Origin of the sequence: Streptomyces neyagawaensis, from assembly GCF_023516595.1 — a bacterium.
Classification (GTDB): Bacteria; Actinomycetota; Actinomycetes; order Streptomycetales; family Streptomycetaceae; genus Streptomyces; species Streptomyces neyagawaensis.
Window position 1 is genome coordinate 1 of sequence record NZ_JAMGBG010000047.1, and the last position, 15,519, is coordinate 15,519.

The 15,519-nt window shown below is 70.3% G+C and carries 19 protein-coding genes, 1 tRNA gene and 1 pseudogene; 15 read left to right on the forward strand and 6 right to left on the reverse strand.

Annotated features, from left to right (window positions below):
* Window positions 1-339, forward strand: a pseudogene (locus M8J73_RS21065) (hypothetical protein); the annotation flags it as partial.
* 218 nt (window positions 340-557) lie between these two features.
* On the opposite strand, the gene M8J73_RS21070 reads toward M8J73_RS21065, so the two are convergent.
* From M8J73_RS21070 to M8J73_RS21080, 3 genes are read right to left on the reverse strand one after another with little or no spacing between them, the layout of a single operon-like run.
* A complete protein-coding gene (locus M8J73_RS21070) occupies window positions 558-950 on the reverse strand; it encodes a hypothetical protein (protein WP_055536747.1) in 393 nt (130 codons plus the stop codon).
* A complete protein-coding gene (locus tag M8J73_RS21075; RefSeq protein ID WP_055536746.1) occupies window positions 944-1,372 on the reverse strand; it encodes an ATP-binding protein in 429 nt (142 codons plus the stop codon). Before M8J73_RS21075 ends, M8J73_RS21070 begins: the two co-directional genes overlap by 7 nt.
* Window positions 1,373-1,418: 46 nt before the next feature.
* Complete coding sequence (locus M8J73_RS21080; protein ID WP_037705728.1) at window positions 1,419-1,826, reverse strand: NUDIX hydrolase; 408 nt, start codon at window positions 1,824-1,826, stop codon at window positions 1,419-1,421.
* 107 nt (window positions 1,827-1,933) lie between these two features.
* On the opposite strand from M8J73_RS21080, the gene M8J73_RS21085 reads away from it, so the two are divergent.
* The 11 genes from M8J73_RS21085 to M8J73_RS21135 all read left to right on the forward strand — a co-directional run bounded on the left by M8J73_RS21085 (window position 1,934) and on the right by M8J73_RS21135 (window position 9,015).
* Complete coding sequence (locus tag M8J73_RS21085; RefSeq protein WP_055536745.1) at window positions 1,934-2,722, forward strand: GntR family transcriptional regulator; 789 nt, start codon at window positions 1,934-1,936, stop codon at window positions 2,720-2,722.
* A 168-nt stretch (window positions 2,723-2,890) separates the two neighbouring features.
* Window positions 2,891-3,247 carry an SCO3933 family regulatory protein gene (locus M8J73_RS21090; RefSeq protein ID WP_055536744.1) on the forward strand — a complete coding sequence of 119 codons (357 nt, stop codon included), beginning with the start codon at window positions 2,891-2,893 and terminating at the stop codon, window positions 3,245-3,247.
* Window positions 3,247-4,623, forward strand: coding sequence for an FtsK/SpoIIIE domain-containing protein (locus M8J73_RS21095; protein WP_055536743.1), 1,377 nt, complete (start codon window positions 3,247-3,249; stop codon window positions 4,621-4,623). Before M8J73_RS21090 ends, M8J73_RS21095 begins: the two co-directional genes overlap by 1 nt.
* An 88-nt stretch (window positions 4,624-4,711) precedes the next feature.
* A complete protein-coding gene (locus tag M8J73_RS21100; RefSeq protein WP_055536742.1) occupies window positions 4,712-5,368 on the forward strand; it encodes a DUF2637 domain-containing protein in 657 nt (218 codons plus the stop codon).
* Between the two features lie 3 nt (window positions 5,369-5,371).
* Window positions 5,372-5,557 (forward strand): hypothetical protein, encoded by a 186-nt coding sequence (locus tag M8J73_RS21105; RefSeq protein ID WP_055536741.1) that lies wholly within the window; start codon window positions 5,372-5,374, stop codon window positions 5,555-5,557.
* Entirely contained in the window at window positions 5,557-5,748 is a 192-nt protein-coding gene (locus tag M8J73_RS21110) for a mobile element transfer protein (RefSeq protein ID WP_107423885.1), read from the forward strand. Before M8J73_RS21105 ends, M8J73_RS21110 begins: the two co-directional genes overlap by 1 nt.
* A gap of 24 nt (window positions 5,749-5,772) precedes the next feature.
* Window positions 5,773-5,967, forward strand: a complete 195-nt coding sequence (locus M8J73_RS21115) for a hypothetical protein (protein WP_033531893.1) — start codon at window positions 5,773-5,775, stop codon at window positions 5,965-5,967.
* A 25-nt stretch (window positions 5,968-5,992) separates the two neighbouring features.
* Window positions 5,993-6,238, forward strand: a complete 246-nt coding sequence (locus M8J73_RS21120) for a hypothetical protein (protein WP_055536739.1) — start codon at window positions 5,993-5,995, stop codon at window positions 6,236-6,238.
* Window positions 6,239-6,393: 155 nt separating this feature from the next.
* Entirely contained in the window at window positions 6,394-7,677 is a 1,284-nt protein-coding gene (locus tag M8J73_RS21125) for a replication initiator (protein ID WP_079054631.1), read from the forward strand.
* Complete coding sequence (locus M8J73_RS21130; protein ID WP_037705495.1) at window positions 7,670-7,852, forward strand: helix-turn-helix domain-containing protein; 183 nt, start codon at window positions 7,670-7,672, stop codon at window positions 7,850-7,852. Before M8J73_RS21125 ends, M8J73_RS21130 begins: the two co-directional genes overlap by 8 nt.
* Window positions 7,852-9,015, forward strand: coding sequence for a tyrosine-type recombinase/integrase (locus tag M8J73_RS21135; RefSeq protein WP_107423884.1), 1,164 nt, complete (start codon window positions 7,852-7,854; stop codon window positions 9,013-9,015). Before M8J73_RS21130 ends, M8J73_RS21135 begins: the two co-directional genes overlap by 1 nt.
* A gap of 55 nt (window positions 9,016-9,070) precedes the next feature.
* Here the strand turns inward: M8J73_RS21135 and M8J73_RS21140 are convergent.
* A tRNA-Arg gene (locus M8J73_RS21140) sits at window positions 9,071-9,146 on the reverse strand.
* A 294-nt stretch (window positions 9,147-9,440) separates the two neighbouring features.
* On the opposite strand from M8J73_RS21140, the gene M8J73_RS21145 reads away from it, so the two are divergent.
* The 3 genes from M8J73_RS21145 (at window position 9,441) to M8J73_RS21155 (ending at window position 12,384) form a co-directional block, all read left to right on the forward strand.
* On the forward strand, window positions 9,441-10,631 hold the full coding sequence (locus tag M8J73_RS21145; RefSeq protein WP_372503987.1) for an ABC transporter ATP-binding protein: 1,191 nt from the start codon (window positions 9,441-9,443) through the stop codon (window positions 10,629-10,631).
* 158 nt (window positions 10,632-10,789) lie between these two features.
* Complete coding sequence (locus tag M8J73_RS21150; RefSeq protein ID WP_249828942.1) at window positions 10,790-11,524, forward strand: ABC transporter permease; 735 nt, start codon at window positions 10,790-10,792, stop codon at window positions 11,522-11,524.
* An 11-nt stretch (window positions 11,525-11,535) separates the two neighbouring features.
* On the forward strand, window positions 11,536-12,384 hold the full coding sequence (locus tag M8J73_RS21155) for an ABC transporter permease (RefSeq protein WP_206188061.1): 849 nt from the start codon (window positions 11,536-11,538) through the stop codon (window positions 12,382-12,384).
* A gap of 43 nt (window positions 12,385-12,427) precedes the next feature.
* On the opposite strand, the gene M8J73_RS21160 is transcribed toward M8J73_RS21155, so the two are convergent.
* A complete protein-coding gene (locus M8J73_RS21160; protein ID WP_055542818.1) occupies window positions 12,428-13,153 on the reverse strand; it encodes a TetR/AcrR family transcriptional regulator in 726 nt (241 codons plus the stop codon).
* 275 nt (window positions 13,154-13,428) lie between these two features.
* Entirely contained in the window at window positions 13,429-15,063 is a 1,635-nt protein-coding gene (locus M8J73_RS21165; RefSeq protein WP_249828943.1) for an IclR family transcriptional regulator domain-containing protein, read from the reverse strand.
* Window positions 15,064-15,519 lie beyond the last annotated feature (456 nt).

The window sequence follows — 15,519 nt, forward strand, 5'->3', positions numbered from 1 at the left end:
GTGAGTCATTCGCTAGGCACCATTGTGGCTTACTGTGTTCTTCTGGAGAGTGAGTGCAGCGCCCCTCTATTTGTCACATTGGGCTCACCGCTGGGCATCCCAACGGTCAAGGATGCACTCCCCCAGTTGACCAAACCCCCAAGCGTCGATCAATGGTTTAATGCGTCGGATCCTCGTGATCCGATTGCACTTTTCCAGAGGCTGGATCGGGATAATTTTCCAGCCAAGATTGAAAATGTCGACGATATCAAGAATCCTAAGGGTAATCCACATGGGATTCTTGGATATCTCAGGGATCAGTTTGTAAGCGAGAAAGTGGCAAACTCGCTGACCGCTTGACGCTTTAGGGCGAAAGCTCGCGGCTTAGATGTAATCACGGAGCCGCCTTTCGCCCGCGATGTACCCCTCTCTGGCTTCGTTTGCTGACGGCTCTGAGCGCGGTACGGACGTCGGCCGGGCTGGAGCGGGACGAAGGCAGGAGCGCAGGCCCGGCCGGGGGCCGGGCCGCGCGCGGGGAGCGGAGCGAGCCGCCTTGAATCAGTAGAGAAAGTTGTAACTCAGTCGGTCCGCTGGGGCGGTCGGGGCTTGAAGTCGTATGCGCAAGCTGGCAGTTCCGTGCTCTGGCGGTGTGCGAGCGGCAGGAAGATCACTGGTCGGATCGTCCAGGTGATGCGGGTGGTGAAGAAGGTGACGGACACGGTGCAGGGCTCGGAGCGCAGGAGGGCTCGTCGGGTGTCTATGCGGCCGTCGTACAGCCACTGCCATGCCTGCTCGGATGCTTCCGGGTCGAATGCCGGTGAGATGGTGCGCAGCGCGACGGCAACCCACCTGTCAGCCTGGGGCGCCGAGTAGGCGTCGAAGGATGCACGGAGTACCAACCCGCCCTCGTCGGTGAGGTCTTCGGTCCAGCACTCGCACCAGTAGCCCTTGCGGGCTTCGCTCTTCAGCACAGGTGGTCTCCCGGTCGGGTGCCGATGAACAGTTCCGCGGTGACCGTGTAGCCGCCCTCGCTGCCGTGGACCACGACCCGGTGGGCGAGTGCGGTGACCATGCCCAGGCCCCGGCCGTGTTCGGCCTCGCCGTCCTGGTGCTCGGCCTTGGGGGCGGTCCCTGTTCCTCCGCCGTCCGTCACCGACAGGGCGATCACCTGCCGGGTCACCGCAAGGGCCAGGTGGAAGCTGCCGGATTCCATGCCGCTGGCCGTGTGGAGGATCGCGTTCGCGCTCAGCTCGCTCACGATCAACTCGGCGTCCTCGACCATGGGAGATCCGCGCAGGATGTCGCGGGTCCAGCGGCGGGCCCGGCTCACCTCTTCGGGAAATCCTGGGCAAGTGAGTCCCCAGACCCGCGCACTGCTCGTATACTCGTGCATACAAGTTCCTTCATGCTGGTAGGCCGCCATGTGCAGCGGGTTCGGGCTAGATGAGTTTCACGCCGTCGTGGGCGCGGATGGCCGGCGGGGATGCGGCGTCGAGTGCGTCCAGGACGCGGATCGCGTATGCCTCGTCGGCAAGCTCGGTGACTTCTTCACGGGTGGCCCAGCGCAGTGCGCGGGTCTCGTCGCCGGTGGTCGGCGTGCCGTCGGCCGCCTCGCAGCGGAAGACCAGCGAGACGATCAGGCCCGTCATGTTCTTGTAGACGCCGGTCAGGGTCGCGGGAAGTGCGATCTTGATGCCGGTCTCTTCGAGTACTTCGCGCTGGAGGGCCTCGGGCAAGGTTTCCTCGCGTTCGAGGACTCCGCCCGGGGGCTCCCACTTGCCGTTGTCACGGCGTTTGATCAAGAGGGCCCGGCCCTGGTCGTCGACGATGACTCCGGCGACGCTCACGGAGTGCGGACGGTCGGTGCTCACGTTCCTCGGCCCTCTCGGCTGGCTAGGCTCTCCACCGTAGCAACAACAATCGCCCACTCGTCTAGATATCTAAAGGAGTACACGTGCCCTCTCTTCCTTCCGGCTTCCTCGGTGATCTCGACCCCACGAGCGATCGTGCGGTCTTTCGGCAGATCGCCGACCAGTTGCGTGAAGCCATCGACCGCGGGCGGTTCAAGGAGGGTGAAAAACTGCCCTCGGAGGCTGAGCTTGTTGACCACTACGGGGTATCCCGGATGACGGTCCGCAACTCCTTCTCCGTCCTCCAGGGCGAAGGGCTCGTGCACGCCGAGCACGGCAAGGGCGTCTTCGTCCGGCCCCGGCCGCCCGTGCGGCGACTCGCATCCGACCGGTTCGCCCGGCGCCACCGCGAGCAGGGCAAGGCGGCCTTCATCGTCGAAGCCAACGCGGCCGGCAGTCACCCCCAGGTCGACAGCCTTGAGGTCAAGGAAGAGAAGGCCAGTCAGGACGTCTCCACCCGGCTCGGCTCCGTGCGGCGGGTGCTGGCTCGTCGGCGGCGCTATCTGCTGGACGGGCGGCCGGTCGAGTTCGCCACCTCGTATCTGCCGCTCGACATCGCGCGCGGTACGCCTATCGCCGAACCCAACCCCGGACCCGGCGGTATCTACGCCCGTCTTGAGGAGCTGGGGCATCGCCTCGATCACTTCGAGGAGGAGATTCGGGCCCGGATGCCCTCGCCGGCCGAGGTCAAGACGCTCCGGCTCGCCTCCGGTGTGCCGGTGATCCACCTGATCCGGACCGCCTTCGACACCGAAGGCCGGGCCGTGGAGGTCTGCGACACGGTCATGGCTGCGGACGCATACGTGCTGTCGTATCAGCTTCCGGCGACGTGATGAGGTGATTTGCGGTGGTGCGCGGGGGACGCTTCTCCGACTCGTACACCCCAACAGGCATACTCGTATAGACGAGTGGGCAAGTGGTGTGGCAGGGTGGTCAACGTGAGCCCGGAGATCGGGTTCGCAGACCGCATCATGTATAGACGAGTAGATGGGTGAACTGCCTTGCGCACCATTCGTGTTGAGACCTCGGCCGCCACGATCCTGCTGACCGAGGCTCCTGAGCCCAAGGTCCGGGACCGGCAGACGGGTGAGATCGCCAAGGACGCCGTCAGTGGGGAAGCGCTGATGACGCTCGGCGTCGTCTACATCGAGGACGGGGAGTCGTCGCTGGTCAAGGTCACCGTTCCTGAGGGCGGTGTGGCCGACGGGCTGGCGCTGGGGGCGCCGGTCTCGCTGCCGGGGCTGGTTGCCCGGCCGTGGGAGAGCGTGTTCAACGGGCAGCAGCGACACGGCATCGCCTTCCGCGCCGCCGCCGTGACTCCGGCCGCCTTCCCGGCCGCCATGGGGGCCACCGCCTGATGTCCGATCTGGTGACACTTCTGGAGGTGGGTGGTCCTGTCGCCGCACTCGGCGGCGGGGCTGCCTACGCCCGGGCCAAGCACCCCCGCGTGTACTGGCCCACGGTCGGCCTGCCGATATCCACCGCCCGGCTCCTCGGCTCCTACGGCTCGGTCATGGAGGCGTGCGGCCTGACCGTGGCGCCGTCCCGGCTACGGGTCCTCGCCGTCAAGGCCACCACTCGCCGGGAGGTCCGGCCGGTGCCGCCGCGTCGGGGCATCATCCGGCCTACCTCGACCGGGCTGCGGCTTCGTCTCCGGCTCGCTCCGGGGCAGGAACCCGCCGACGTTGCCGCCTCGGCCGAACGGCTACGGCATGCCTGGGGCGTTCACGCCGTGTACGTCTCGACGGTCAAGCCGGGCGTGGTCGAACTGAGACTCGTCGGCTTCGACGTACTGCGAAACGTGCGGATGCCCCGCAAGGCCACCGCCGAACTCCTCAAGGTGCCCGTGGCACTGCGGGAGGACGCCACCCCGTTCGTACGCGACTACCGCACCATCCCGCACCAACTCACCCTCGGCGCCACGCTCTCGGGGAAGTCCATGTACCTGCGGCACCTGATCGCCGGACTCGCTCGACAGCCCGTCGCCCTGGTCGGTATCGACTGCAAGCGCGGTGTGGAGCTGGCGCCGTTTGCCTCCCGGCTCTCCGCCCTCGCCACCGATCCCGACGAAGCTGCCGAGCTGCTGCCCGTGCTCGTGAAGGAGATGGAGAACCGATACGACCTGATCAAGGCCCGGCAAGGCATCGCCCCCGGCACCCCCGACGAGGAGATCACCTCCGACATCTGGGGCCTGCCCGAGAGCGAACGCCCGGTGCCGATCGTGCTGTTCGTCGACGAGGTGGCCGAACTCTTCCTCGTCGCCACGAAGAAGGACGAGGAACGGCGCGACGAGATGGTCACCCAGCTCATCCGCCTCGCCCAGCTCGGCCGCGCCGCCGGGATCTACCTGGAGGTCTGCGGACAGCGCTTCGGCGCCGAGCTGGGCAAGGGCGCCACCATGCTCCGCGCTCAGCTCACCGGCCGGGTCTGCCACCGCGTCAACGACGAAGCCTCCGCGAAAATGGCCCTCGGCGACATCGCCCCCGAAGCCGTCTTCGCCGCCTGCGCCATCGCTCCCGAACTGCCCGGCCTGGCCGTGGCCGGTGACACCTCCGGCGGCTGGTCCCGCATCCGCACGCCGTACCTCTCCCTCGGCGCCGCCGCCGAGATCTGCCGGGACTCGGCCCACCTCGTGCCCGACTTGCCTGCGCTCAAGCCCTTCCAGCCCGACATCCCCGTACGGTCCGTCGAGTCCTCAGCCCCGGCAATGCAGCCGCACCCGGTGACCGACTGACCCTCGCCCACCCCTCACCCCGGTCGGCGTGACCGCCTCGCGCCAACTCCCTACCCCCGCCATGCCTGAATCGGAAAGGAGCTGCACCATGCGCGCCCAACTGGCCCGTGTCGACGCGGTGCTCGTCCAGGCGCTCATCGCCGCCGCGCTGTCCTTCGCCCACCTGCACGACATCGCCTCGGCGGCCGGTCAGGACGGGTGGAAAGCGTGGGCCTACCCGATCTCGGTCGACCTGCTGCTCGTCGCCGCCTGGCGCCGACTGCGGTCCGGTGAGGCGAAAGCGGCCGGGTGGTGCTGGTTCGTCATCGCCCTCGCCGCCTCCCTCGGAGCGAACGTCGCCACCGCCGGCCTACTCGACCTCAACGACGTACCGGCCTGGCTGCGCATCCTCGTCGCGGGCTGGCCTGCCGTGGCCTTCCTTGGCGGCACCCTCCTCGCCCACTCCACACCGACGACGACCGACAAGGACACGGAGAACACGGACGACACCGTGGACCAGGAGCACGCGCCCGAACTCGCCCCCGAGGAACCGCCGCCGACACCACCGGCCATCGAGCCACCGCCGCCCGAGCGGCCCGCCGTGCCCGTCCCGGCCGCCCTCGTCGAACACGCCCGCAAGGTCGCCGCCGACCACCACACCCGCACCGGAACACCCATCGACACCCCAACCCTCCGCGCTCGCCTCGGCGTCCCCGCGCCCATGGCCGAAGTTATCGCCGCCCACCTTGCCCCGACCGGGAGCTGACCCGTGCCCCTGTTCACCTTCAACACCGCCGCCGACTACCTCGAAGCGGCCCGCGAGATGGCCGTCAGTGGCCGTACCACGCTGGCCCGGCTCCTCGCCGAAGAAGCCGCCGACCGCGTCACGGACCCCGCCGAAGCCGCCCGCATCCTGCACGACTTCCCCGGCCCCAGCCTGCGACAGGAGGACTGATCATGCCCAACCGCCGCTTCCGAAACGTCACCCGCATCGGCCCCGTCCAGGTCGCCACGTCCTACGACGGCCGGGGCCGTGAGAAGCACACCACCGCCTGCACGGCTCCGCGCTGCAACTTCTCCGCCGACTACGACAGCCGCGCCGCCGCCGAGCTGGCCGCCCGCACCCACCGCTGCCCCGTCCGCTGATCCTCCGAAGGGACCCCGCACACCGTGACCGTCAGCCTGCCGCTCGTCGTCGTCCTCGGCTTCTTCGCCTGGGGCGCGGTCAAGTTCCTCGGCGTCCGCACCTGGGTCGTCGTACTGATCGCCCTCTTCGGCTTCTACCTCTCGCAAACCTTCCTCGCCCCCGCCATCGAATCCGGCACCCGCTCCGGCGTGGACGTCATAAACGGCTCACATGCCTAGACGAGTAGATAAGGAGAGCCTGACCGTGTTCCTGCCCAAGTACCCCGACAGCCCCACCCCGCCGCCCGCACACACCCACGCCCCGGCCGATCCGGCGCCCGTACGGCGCTCACTCCCGGCGGTCTCCATCAGCCCCGGAGTCGTGGCGGCCGTGGTCGTCGGCGGTGTCGTCCTCACCGCGCTCCTGGCCGCCGTCGCCGTCTCGGCCATCTCCGTCGCCATCGCGGCCGTGGTCCTGCGCTCCCTGATCCGCGAGCAGAACCAGCGCTGAACGCGCACGACACCCGGGGCGGCACACACGACCAAGCATCCGCCGCCCCGGGGCCATCACTCCTGACCGAGCCAGTCAGAAGGAGAATCGCCATCTTCACCCGCACCACGCCGCCCCCGCTCCCGGAACTCGCGAAGCTGGCCGAGCACGGAACCCTGCCCGGTATCCTCCGTCAGCTCTCCGGACTCGGCGGCTGTACCCACCCCATCCGCCTCGACGGCCACCGCACCGAGCACGACGTCGACACCACAACCGGCGAGATCGGCCGCGTCCTCCAGCACCTCGACTCCACCGACCTCCCTGCCGGTCAACTCCTCGTCCGCTGCAACAACCGCCGCACCACCCGCTGCGCGGCCTGCTCCGAGGTCTACCGCCGCGACACCTTCCACCTGATCACCTCCGGCCTGCGCGGCGGCAAGGGCATCCCCGAACACGTCGCCACCCACCCGCGCGTCTTCGCCACCTTCACCGCCCCGAGCTTCGGCCCGGTCCACAACCGCCCCTCCAGCGGGCGCCCCTGCCGCTGCGGCACCCGCCACGACCAGGACGACGCCGTACTCGGCACCGCGCTCGACCCGGACACGTACGACTACGGAGCGGCCGTTCTCTGGAACGCGCACGCCGGTCCGCTCTGGCAGCGCTTCTCCACCTACCTGCGACGGGAAGTCGCCAAGCGCGCGGGCCTGTCACAACGCCGCTTCCGCGACCACGCCCGCGTCTCCTTCGCCAAGGTCGCCGAATACCAAAAGCGCGGCGCCGTCCACTTCCACGCCGTCATCCGCATCGACGGCCCCACCGGGGGCGACACCCCACCCCCGGCCTGGGCCACCGCCGAACTACTCACGGACGCCATCGAGATGGCCGCAGCCAAGGTCCGCGTCGACGGCCTGGCCATCGACGGACGCACCCACACCTTCACCTTCGGCCGCCAACTCGACGTCCGCACCATCCGCTCCGCCGACTTCAACGACGGCCAGGAGCTGACCGAACGCGCGGTCGCCGCGTACATCGCCAAGTACGCAACCAAGGGCGCCGAAGCCGCCACGGGAGCTCTCGACCGCCCGCTGAAGTTCGCCGCCGAACTCGCCCAGCTCGACATCAGCGACCACGCCCGCCGCCTCATCCGAACCGCCTGGGCCCTCGGCGCACGCAAGGATCTCGAACACCTCCGCCTACGCGCCTGGGCCCACATGCTCGGCTTCCGCGGCCACTTCTCCACCAAATCCCGCCGCTACTCCACCACCCTCGGCGCACTCCGCGACGCCCGCGCCGAATGGCGCCGCGCCCAAGCCGCAACGGCCAACGATTCCGCGCCCGACACGACGTACGTCCTCGCGCACTGGGTCTTCGCCGGAACCGGCCTATCCGACACCGAAGCCTGGCTCGCCGAATCCCTCGCCCCCGCCGCCGGAACGGAAGGAGAACCGACGCATGCGTGACGACGAGCTGTTGACCGTGGCTGACGTCATGGCGCGACTCAAGCTCGGCCGGTCGACGGTCTACGACCTGATCCGCTCCCGTCGGCTGCCTTCGATCACCATCGGCCGATGCCGCCGCATCCCCGCGCGGGCCCTTAGCGACTACATCACCCACGAAATGGAGGCGGCTGCCTGATGGCCGGCCAGCGCAAGCGCAACCCGAACGGGGCGGGCACGATCACCAAGCGCAAGGACGGCCGCTATCAGTGCGCCGTCTACGTGCTCCAGCCGGACGGCACCCGCGCCCGCAAGTTCGCCTACGGCAAGACCTGGCAGGAGTGCGACACCAAGCGCCGGGAGCTGCTCGCCAAGGTTGACCAGGGCGTGCCGGTGCCGACCCGCTCGGCCAAGCTCTCCGAGTGGTTGCCGTACTGGCTGGACAACGTGATCAAGCCTCGGCGGAAGCTCAGCACGTACGACAAGTACGAGTCGCACGTCCGGCTCTACCTGGTGCCGCTGCTCGGCTCCAAGAGGCTCGAATCTCTCGGCGTCGCCGACGTACGTCGCTTCCTCGTCCGCCTGGAGAAGGAGACCAGTGCGGCAACCGCCAAGGAGTCGCACCGAGTTCTGCGTTCCGCACTGTCATCGGCCTGCCGCGAAGAGCTGATCGCGCGCAACGTCGCCAAGCTGGTCGAGCCGCCGCGCACGGACAACAGGGAGCTGAAGCCCTGGAGCCTGGACGAGACGCTCGACTTCCTCGCCGCGTCCCGCAGAGATCCGCTCTACGCGGCCTTCGTGCTCGCCATCGCCATGGGTCTGCGCCGGGGAGAGATCATCGGTCTTCGCTGGTCCGACCTCGACCTCGACAACCGCGTCCTCTACGTCCGCCAGCAGACCCAGCGACGCCGTGGCGTCCTGTACGACGACGACCCCAAGAGCCGCCGTCGTCGCGTCGTCCCTCTGCCCGCGCTCTGCATCGCCCCGCTGCGCTGGCACCGTATGCGGCAGTCGGCCGCGCGCGTCAAGGCGGGGGAGCAGTGGCACGAGTCGGGCTACGTCTTCACCACCCGCACCGGTCGCCAGGTCGAGCCGCGGAACGTGTACCGCTCCTTCACCCGCGTCGCCGAGTCGGCCGGCCTCCGCGTCATCCGGCTCCATGACGCTCGGCACGGCACTGCGACCCTCCTCACGGCGGCCGGAGTCGCGCCCCGCGTCGTGATGGAGATCCTCGGGCACAGTCAGATCAGCATCACCATGGACGTGTACACGCACGTCGTGCAGGACACGCAGCGCGAGGCCATCAGCCACATGGATCGGCTGCTCAAGCGGCGGCCGGTTGTGAGTGACCGTCCTCGTTGATGTCAGAAGTAGATGTCAAAGGCCCCGGACCATGATCGGTCCGGGGCCTTTTGGCTGGTGCCCCCGGCAGGATTCGAACCTGCGACACCCGCTTTAGGAGAGCGGTGCTCTATCCCCTGAGCTACGAAGGCGCGAAGGCGGGGTGGCGTGGTGTGGTGCTTCGCCGCCGTCAGTGTAGCGGGTGGGGGTGGGGTGGTCGGATCTGTTTGGGGCTGGGGGCTGGTAATTCGGTTCTCCCTGTCGGGGGAGGGGCCTAGCATCGGCGCCGTTGCGTCGGACGGTGTTCGGGATTTCGGACGGGCTTTGGGTGGCCTTCGGGTGGGCTTCGGACGGGATCTCGGGTGGGCGTCCGGATGGTTGTCGGAGTGCGGTTCTGGCACGGCGGGCGCCGCCCGTGTGGCAGGGCGCTGAACAGAACGGATGTGATGCCATTGAACGCGGTGATCGAGGCGCGCGGGTTGTCCAAGGTGTTCCATACGACCGTGCGCCGGCCAGGGCTCGGCGGGGCGCTCCGGTCGCTCGTCAGCCCGGAACGCGTGGCCAAGGTCGCGGTGCGGGACGTCGACTTCCGTGTGGGGAAAGGGGAGTTGCTCGCACTCCTCGGTCCCAACGGGGCCGGCAAGTCCACCACGATCAAGATGCTCACCGGCATCCTCACCCCCACCTCCGGCGAGGCTCTCGTCGCCGGCGTCGTGCCGCACCGGGACCGGGAGCGCAACGCCCACAACATCGGTGCCGTCTTCGGGCAGCGGACCCAGTTGTGGTGGGACCTGCCCGCCCGGGAGTCGTTCGCGATCCTCCGCGACATCTACGGCGTCCCCGAGGACCGGTACCGGGAACGCATCGACGAGTTCGACGGGCTGCTCGAACTCTCCGAGTTCTGGGACACCCGCGTCCGGCATCTGTCCCTCGGGCAGCGCGTCCGGTGCGATCTCGCCGCCTCGCTGCTGCACGACCCTCCCGTCGTCTTCCTCGACGAACCCACCATCGGCATGGACGTGGTCGTGAAGGAGCAGGTCCGGCGGTTCCTGCGGCACCAGGTCGAGGAGCGGGAGCGGACCGTACTGCTCACCACGCACGACATGACCGAGGTCGCCCGGCTCGCCGAACGGGTCGTCCTCATCAACCACGGCCGCATCGTCCTCGACGGGCCGCTCCAGGAGATCCGGCGCCGCTTCGGTGGCACCTGGCAGATCCGCGCCACCCTTGCCGACCCCGCCGACGTCCAGGAGATCGAGCGCCAGGAGCAACTCGTCGGCGGCGACGGCCCCGACGGTTCCCCCGGCCCCGACGGTTCCCCCGGCGTCGGCGGTTCCCACAGCCCCGGCGGTCCCCACGGCGGTCAGCGCGACCTCTCCTCCCTGCCCGGCTTCGCCGGCATCGGCGTCCAGCGGCGCGAAGGGCCCCGCGTCGTGTTCGGGCCCGTCGGGGACGGCGCCCCCTCCGTGCACGAGGCCCTGAAGGTCGTCATCGGGCGCTTCCAGGTCACCGATCTCGCCCTGGAGGAGAACGACCTCGAGGACGTCATGCGCTCCGCCTACCTCAGTGACGTGCCGGGACAGAAGCACTCCTCGTCCTCTTCGGCCGCCGTCACCTCCGCCTCCCAGGGCGGTTGACCATGGCGCCGACTCCACCCCCGACCCCCACCTCGACCCCCACATCAGCCCCCACCCCCACGCCCACGCCCACCTCCACCCCCACCCCGACCGCCCTCTCCCGCCTCCGGCGCATCGCCTCGATCACGCCGCGCGGGGAGTTCCTCGCCCCGCCCCGGATGACCGCCACCGCCGTACGGCTGTTCGTGCAGGTGTGTCTGGTCGTCTATCTCTGGCGGGGGCTGTACGCGAACACCCAGTCCAGCGCCGGGCTCGACGAGACCCAGGCCGTCGGGTACGCCGTACTCGCCGTGCTGGCGGGCCGGATCCGTGGGCTGGACCGGCATGCCGGGCGCGACACCGTCATCCAGCATCTTCACTTCGGCACGATCGTCTACTGGTACCTGCGACCCCTGCGGCCTCAGCGCTACTACGCGCTCCGCGCCCTCGGCGACCAGGTGTACGGCTTCGGCTGGGTGCTCGGCGGTTACGTGCTCTGCCTCGCCGCCGGGGTCGTCGCCCCGCCCGCCTCCGCCGAGGTGGCCGCCGTCTTCGTCGTGAGCATGCTGCTCGGCCAACTCGTCCTGTACTACGTGATGATGCTCGTCGACCTGTTGTGCTTCTGGACGCTGCGCAACGAGTCGGCTCTCCTCATCCTCGTCTTCGCCCAGAACCTGCTGTCCGGCGTGTACGCGCCGCTCTGGTACTTCCCGGACTGGTTCATCACCCTCAGCGCGTTCCTGCCGTTCCAGGCGACCCTCGGCGTGCCGCTCTCCATCTACGTCGGCCGTATCGGGGTCGGTGACGCGTTCGGGCAGATGGCGATCCAAGGGGTGTGGATCGTGCTGCTCGCCCTGCTCACCCGCCGGCTGTGGGACATGGCCGGCCGCCGTGTCGTGGCCCAAGGAGGATGACGAGGATGACCATGACCACACCGTCCACCGGCGGGGGCTCCGCCGCGTCCGTGAGGGGGGTCCGTGCCGCCCGCGTCGTCTGGCGGATCACCAAGCTCAACTTCAAGGCGCGGCTGGAGTACCGGGGCGAGTTCCTGATGGGGGTCGCCATCGGGGCGATCTGGCAGGTCTCGATCATCGTCTTCGCCTCGGTGCTGCTCACCCGGTTCCCCGGGCTCGGCGGCTGGTCCAGCTCCGACGTGCTGCTGATCGCGAGCATGCGGATGCTCGCCCACGGGCTGTACGTGCTGTTCCTCGGCCGGATCCAGTACATGAACGTCCTCGTCCAGGAGGGGATCGTCGACCCCTGCCTGATCCGGCCCATGCCGGTGTACCGGCAGGTCCAGCTAGCCTTCTTCCCCGTCAACGCCATCGGTGACCTGGTCGTCGCGGTCGGGCTGTTCGCCGCCGCGCTCCAGCGGAGCTCGCTCGACTGGACGGCGGGGCGGATCGCGTACGTCGTGGCGGGGGTTCTCGGCGGGATGCTCGTCGAGGCCGCGCTGTTCACGGCGCTGGCCGCGGCCGCGTTCCACTTCCCGGCCACTTCGTACTGGTGCCAGTGGCTGGAGGAGCTGATGGGCACCTTCGGCAGCTACCCGCTGAGCATCCTGCCGAAGGCCGCCTCCGCCGCGTTCACCTTCGTCGTACCGCTCGCCTTCATCGCCTACTTCCCGGCCGGGGTACTGACCGGCCACGGCGGTGACATGGGCGTACCTCGGGCGCTCGCGGTGGCCGCGCCCTTCATCGGCCTCGTCGCCTTCGTCCTGTCCCGGCTGCTGTGGAACTGGAGCCTCAGCCGCTACACGGGAGTCAACGGGTAGGACGTTCGTCAGGCGGTGGGCGGCCAGGCGGTGGGCGGCGCGGCTACGGCAGTCGCGTCGCCAACCCGTCCAGTACGCGCTCCAACCCGTACTGGAACCCCTCCTCCCGCGCGGTCCGCGGGTCCGCGCCGCGCTGTTCGGCGTAGCCCTCCCGCAGCAGCGGATAGTCCTGGGCGGCCTCCTCGGCGGCCGGCCACAGGCGCTCGACCAGCGTCTGCTCGTCCTGGCCGCTGCGGGCGAGGACGGTGAGCCAGGCGGCCTCGCTCGTGGCCATGCCGGTGACGTACGCGACGAGGGTGCCGAGGGCACGGTCCGCCTCGTCCGCCGGGAAACCGGCGGTGGTCAGCAGTTTCAGCATGGCCTCGGAGACACGCATCCAGTTGGGGCCGAGGTACGACATGCCCATCTCGCCGAGCACGGAGGCGAGCCAGGGGTGGCGCAGGATCGTCGCGCGCAGGCTGTGGGCGCACGCGGCCGTGTCCGTGCGCCAGGTGGCGGGGTCGGGGGAGGCGGTGACCTCGATCTCGCCGTAGACCTCGTCGACGGCCAGCTCGATCAGCTCGTCCTTGTTGGCGACGTGACGGTAGAGGGAGGTGGCGCCCGCGCCCAGCCGGCCGCCGAGCTTGCGCATGCTGAGGGCGTCGATGCCCTCCTCGTCGAGCAGCCGCAGCGCCTCGGACACGATGTGCTCCCTGCTCAGCGCGGGCTGCTCCCGGCCGGTCCGGGGGCGGGTCCACACCGACTGGAAGCCCTGCTGCTCGGCTGGCATCGCCGGTTCCTCTCGCGTCGACGGCTGGTGGCGGCCACCGTAGCGCACGGCATTCGCAAGGTGCGTACGGGCGAAGAGGCGGGCGCACGGTGTTCGCACACCGCTCGCTCGCGCGGGCGGCGCCGCTAGCCCTTTCCCGCCGTGCGTACGACGTACCTCATTGCGTACACCGTTCTTCGCCGCGTCCGCGCACGGCCGGCCGTCGGTGCGCGCCAGGCGCCCGCCCGCCCGCTCGCCGGGGAAACGCCCGTACGCCGGAGGCCCGCGCGTACGCGTCAGACGCCGGGCACCCGGCGGAACATGCCTGCCACCCATAGCTCGCTCTCGATCCGGTGCACCGTCGCGCGCAGTTCCGGCAGGATCTCCTCCACGCACTGCTCCACCGACCGTCGGCTGCTGTGCATCGCGACGTTGACGGCGGCCGTGACGCGGCCGTCGCGGTCGTGGACGGGGACGGCGATGGAGCGGAGGCCCTCCTCCAGTTCGCCGTCGACGAGGGCGTAGCCGTCGGCGCGGACGCGTTCGAGGACGGTGAGCAGCTCCCGGGGGTCCGTGACGGAACGCGGGGTCAGCGGGATGAGACGTTCGGGGAGGGAGACCTCCGGGAGGAGCCCGGCGAGCATCACGCGGCCCAGGGACGTGGCGTACGCGGGGAACCGTGTGCCCAGGGTGATGTTGACGCTCATGATCCGGCTGGTGGCGACCCGCGCCGTGTACTGCACCTCGTCCCCGCCCGCGGTGAGGATCGCGAGGGACGCCGATTCGTGCACCCTCGCGGAGAGTTCCGCCAGGTGCGGGGCGGCGATCCGGGGGAGCGGCAGCATCGACAGGGGCGGGAAGCCGAGGCCCAGGACGCGCGGGGTCAGGCGGAAGACACGGTCGGACGACTCGACGTACCCGAGGTGTTCGAGCGTGATCAGCGCCCGGCGGGCCGTCGCGCGGGCGAGGCCGGTGGCCCGGGCGACGTCGGTGAGGGTGAGGTCGGCGCGGCCCTCGCCGAACGAGGTGACGACCGTCAGACCACGCGCCAGCGACTCGATGAACTCCCGGCCCAGTTCCTGCTTGGACGCGCCGGTCCACGCGGCGAGACCGGACGGGGTCGGGGTCGGGGTGGGGGACGGTGGCGGGGAGCCGCCGTCCGGGGCGGCGGGCTCGCGCGGGGTGCCTGCCAGCTCCCCCTCCATGCGCGCCACGGTCGCCCGCAGTCGCGGCAGCAGTGTCGAGCGCAGGGAGTCGGTGGTGTGCCGGCTGGTGTGGCTGACGACGCTGGCCACGCACGCGACGCGGCCCGTACGGGGGTCCCGTACGGGTACGGACACCGCGACCAGCCCCGGCTCGATCAACTGGTCGTCCAGCGCCCACCCTCGGGCCGCCGCCGACTCCGTACGGGCCTCGAAGTCGTCGTACGCGCCCTCGCGCGGCGGCACGGCCGGGAAGCCGCGGCCCTCCGGGTCGGCCTCGCGGCGCGCGCGCCAGCGGGCCCAGTCCTCGGGCCCCCACTCGGCGGCGAACAGGGGGCCGGGGGCGGTGCGTTCGGCGGGGAGGAGGTCGCCGATGCGGAAGCTGAGGGACATCGCGCGGCGGCGGGTCGCCTGGTGGATGAAACGGACGCCGTCCTGGTCGGCGACCGCGAGCGACACGGACTCGTCCAACTCGTCGGCGAGGGCGTCCGCGTGGGCGTCGAGGAGACGGGGGAGGCGGATCGAGGCGAGGTAGGCGTTGCCCAGTTCCATCAGCCGGGGGGCGAGGACGGCGTCGCGGCCGTCCAGGCGTACGTAGCCCATCCGGGCCAGGGTCGCGGTGATGCGGTCGACCGTGGAGCGCGCGAGGCCGGTCGCCTTCTCCAGCGCGCTGAGACTCAGCACGCCGTCCGCCTCGGTGAGCCGCCGCAGCACGCTGATGCCCCGCATGAGGGGGGCGACGGCCTCGGGGGGTGTGGGGGGTGCGGGGGGCGAGGAGGGCGTGGGGCCGACGGGGGAGACGGAGCGGCGGCGGACTCCGTCGCCGTCTGCGGGGAGGGGGCCGACTCCGTCGCGGGTGACGGGGCCGTGGCCGGAGTCGAAGCCGGGGCCGGGGCCGGGACCTGGGGCGAGGCCGGGGCCGGGATCGGCATCACTCGGGACGTTCGGGCGCATGGGGCCACGGTAATGCGGGGTGGCTGCGCGGCTCGGCAGGGTGCCCGGTCGGTGGGGCCGGGCGCCTACCAGCTCGGGGGTGCGCGTGCTCGGGCGCCTGCGGGAGCGTCGTGGCCGTTCGCGCAGTTCCCCGCGCCCCTGAAAGCCAGGGGCTACGCCCCGGCTTTCCCCGTCCGCAGCCCGCCCGTCCGCAGCCCGCCCGTCCGCAGCCCGCCCGTCCGCAGCCCGCCC